This is a genomic window from Serratia sp. MMO-28, assembly GCF_037199905.1.
GTDB classification, from domain to species: domain Bacteria; phylum Pseudomonadota; class Gammaproteobacteria; order Enterobacterales; family Enterobacteriaceae; genus Chania; species Chania oryzae.
Genome location: NZ_JBBCVB010000062.1, coordinates 1 through 3,608 on the forward strand (window position 1 = coordinate 1; position 3,608 = coordinate 3,608).

A 3,608-nucleotide genomic window follows, 5' to 3' on the forward strand; every position below is an offset into this window, starting at 1 on the left:
CCGCGTGCATCAGAAAGCTGTTAACGATATTAAACGCGATGCTGCGAGATAATAGGCAATGGGTGACAAATTAATCATCACCCATTGACTTTAAACACAGCTGCTCTCCCCTTCCATGTTGAGGGTTAACTATAGACCATCGGTACAAGCTAGCGCGGGCAACTCTGGCGTATCGGCCATTAATCAGACATACCGCGCATAATGCTTGCAACCCGTGCCGCTCATATCGCGTGCAGAAGTGGCCCCTCATAGCGCAATGCCTCTATCAGCAGGGCAAAGGGCGAAGTATGCTGCCGACGGGTCGGATAGCCGGGTGTTACCAGGAAAATCATGGAACCTATTGCAATATCTGCCCTTACTTTATGCGATCTCCAGTTGGCCGCCGTCCCTCTCCTCAAGGGAGAAGGAACTGATTAGCCTTAACAGACAAGCATTATCCCTTATGGGGATGTTTAAAGGCCGGGAAAGCATTGAGGATTAGCCTCAACGCTTTCTCGGGTTCATTGGGGCATGTGGAAAATTTTTCAGTAATAATTAATCAGAAAAACGGCCTTACCATCCGCACGCCCCGGTGTGACCTGCGCACTTTGCTGTATATACCGGGCAGCCATTGGAATTCTCACCGTACTGACGCCGTTGTTCGAAGGCGTATAGGTCATGCCGCTAAAATTAAAGGGAACCGGCGTTCCTGATGCCTCTCCCCAGCCCACCTGTATCCCTACGCCGGTGGCTGCAGTGCTGCTGTCTGCTGAATTTACCGCCATAATCCCATTCGTCGCATCCAGAGCCTGAGTGGTTGGCTGCATAGAGACCAGCAAGGTATTGGCGGTAGGTGCTGGAACCGTTTGCCCGCCCGCGTTAGTAATGGTGATTTCATTGCTCGTACCGTAGTAACCGTAAAAACGCGGGCAGTCCGTTAATGTGATCGAGGCATCGACCCAAGGCGTCGTTGCGCCTATCCGCTTAAAATAATTGGGGATCTCATAAGTCCCTAAAGAGACATTAACATCAGGCGTAGTACAGGTTTTTGACACCACATTAATGATGCCGCTGAAGTTGATTGTCGCCAGCGTAATGTCCGGAGGCAGGTTCAGAACACCGGTACTATTAGTAATTGCCGATACTACGGTAGGGAAATTGGCCCCATTGATGGTCCCTGGCGCGATATTACCTATTTTTATCAACCCAAATGAGAAACTGGTGTCGATGTTGTAGGTGTTGGTCGTGCCTGTCACACCCGTAGTGCCGTAGCTTTGTACAACATATGGTGTTGGCGTGATGCCTACGGAACCTTTCCATATGACGATCCCGACTCCAGCGATGCCGCTTGCATAGACATGCGTAAATTTACTGTTGCTCCAGCCCGACAATGCCGTTGGTGCGCTTAATATTTTCAAGTACTTATTGAAAGAAAATACGCCTGACGTTGTCGGAGTACAGCTCACAACCGGTTGAATTGTGGGCTTAAAATAGCCCGTATAAAGTATGGTCCCGTCAGGCAAATCAGGGCCCGCCGTGATGTTAGCGGGCGTTAACGGTAAGGTTGCCGTAATCGCTGCGGATGATGAACCAACCAATGTGCAATTCACACTGGACATGACATACGGGCTGAGCGCTAGGCTTAGAACTCCTGTAATAAGCCTGATCCATTTACTGATTACATTGTTCATGTATGAACTCTCTTATTCCTTTATTTATCGGCGATAATAAATTTTGTTTGGCTGAATAAACCAACATCAACTTCTCTGGGTTTTCGCGATATGCGTATTATTCGAAAGACAACCGGCACAAAAAAGAAATGGGCTGGTATCGTGCATAAGGTGGCTATGGCACCAGAATCCATTGGCAAAAAAGGCAATAGACGTCAGTTAACTCTTCTTGCGCATTTCCTTGGCTATATTTCCTTTAACAACCTCTATACCCAAAATAATTCGAGTTGCTTGTAGGCGGCAACGGAACGAAGCCCCAGGAGCTTACTCAAGTAAGTGACTGGGGTGAGTGAGGGCAGCTAACACCCAAGCAACTTGAAGCATTACGGGTATGTTATTGATTAATAATAATTAATAAGGAATACGGTTTTTCCATACGCTTTGCCCGGCGTCGGTTTTGCCGCCGTTTGAATATAGCGGGCAGCCAGTGGAATACGTATGGTCCGGCTACCGTCTTTCGGCAGCGTCATCGGGTATTCTGATGCAAAGTTAAACAAGGTCGGTGTTTGGCTGCTATCCCCCCAACCCAGTTGTATCCCAACGCCAGATGCCGCCCCGGACACCGTCGAATCAATAGCCATAATGCCATTGCCAGAATCAGTGACCGTGGTCGCTGGGGTCAGTCGCACGCCAATGGTGTTATTCAGTGAAGTGGTTACACCTCTCGTCCCTGTACCGTAATCCATTAACAACGTTGTATTGGTACTATTATAAAAACCGTAAAATGTCGGGCAATTAGTCATCACAATTGAGGCATCGACCCAAGGCGTGGTGCTATTTATCCCGCTAAAATCCGCATTGATATTATGTGTTCCCATAGCAACCGCAACATCTGGGGCCGTGCAGGTTTGGGTTGATACCGTCAGGCTACCTTGAAAACTGACATTATAAAAAGTAAACGGGAACCCGGTTACCGTTGCCGAACCAATATGGCTATTTAACGCGAGGTCAATAGTGGTTTTGATACTCGGGAGGTTTGCGCCGCTGAGAGTATAGTTACCTGGTGTGATAGGGCCGGTTTTAATTAACGAAATATAGCGTGTTGAACCCGCTATATTATAAGTCCCACCTAAATTGTCCGACGACTTCATTACGGTCTCCGTATCAGCAGTAATAGGCCCGGTTGTTGTTAAGGGGCTGCCATTAGAGACTCGTGAAATGGCCACACCGATACCCGGTATATTAGTCTGATAGACGGCGCCAGCGAACGGACCGGTAGCAAGAGTGCTGAGCGGGAGTGGCGCATTGCTAATCACCGTTTTACCGTTGTACCAAAATGATTTGCCCACATCAGCCGTTACCCAGTTGCACACCATCGGGATCATTTTCATCACCCAGGTCCCTTGGTAGAGAATCGTCCCCACGGGAATATCGGCACCGGCAGAAATCGTCGGTGGGCTCAACGGCACGGCTTCAGTTTGCGTCGCGTTAGCGGCGAACGCACAACTCACGGTGGCCCAACTACTGGGGCTGATAACACTTAACAGTAACCCGCCCAAAAGGCCCAGCGCTTTATTTATCGATAGTTTCATGCGTCTTTGCCCTCTTTCAGGTTATTGATGTTGTTCTTGCCAGCAAGAAAAATAGGGGCAATACGTCGGCCATCAAGCGGTATGAATGGCCCGTGTTGCCTGCCCCAAAATAGACCAGCAACCCTTATGGTTTGCCGCACAGCCTGAACATTATTTAACCATGGCATCGAAGACATTGACCGCGCCATAGTCATTAACAAAACTGCCGGTGATTTTATTCCCCGCTTTAGCAGGCAGAGCAAAATTCCGGCTTGCGTAAGGGGCGAGCATCTCGCCTTCAATCTCTTCCCCGTTCACATTCAGGCTGACAAACGACACGTGATAAGGGGTCGGGTTCGATGCCTGCACGCCGTTGCCTGCGGCACGC

The 3,608-nt window shown here is 49.2% G+C and carries 3 protein-coding genes; all 3 read right to left on the reverse strand.

Features of this window, described 5'->3' with window-relative positions; all coding sequences use genetic code 11:
• Nucleotides 1-524: 524 nt before the first annotated feature.
• Complete coding sequence (locus WG891_RS26465; RefSeq protein WP_337265074.1) at nucleotides 525-1,670, reverse strand: fimbrial protein; 1,146 nt, start codon at nucleotides 1,668-1,670, stop codon at nucleotides 525-527.
• Between the two features lie 380 nt (nucleotides 1,671-2,050).
• A complete protein-coding gene (locus WG891_RS26470; protein ID WP_337265075.1) occupies nucleotides 2,051-3,241 on the reverse strand; it encodes a fimbrial protein in 1,191 nt (396 codons plus the stop codon).
• Between the two features lie 150 nt (nucleotides 3,242-3,391).
• On the reverse strand, nucleotides 3,392-3,608 hold a 217-nt coding region (locus WG891_RS26475), incomplete at its 5' end, for a fimbrial biogenesis chaperone (RefSeq protein WP_443006373.1).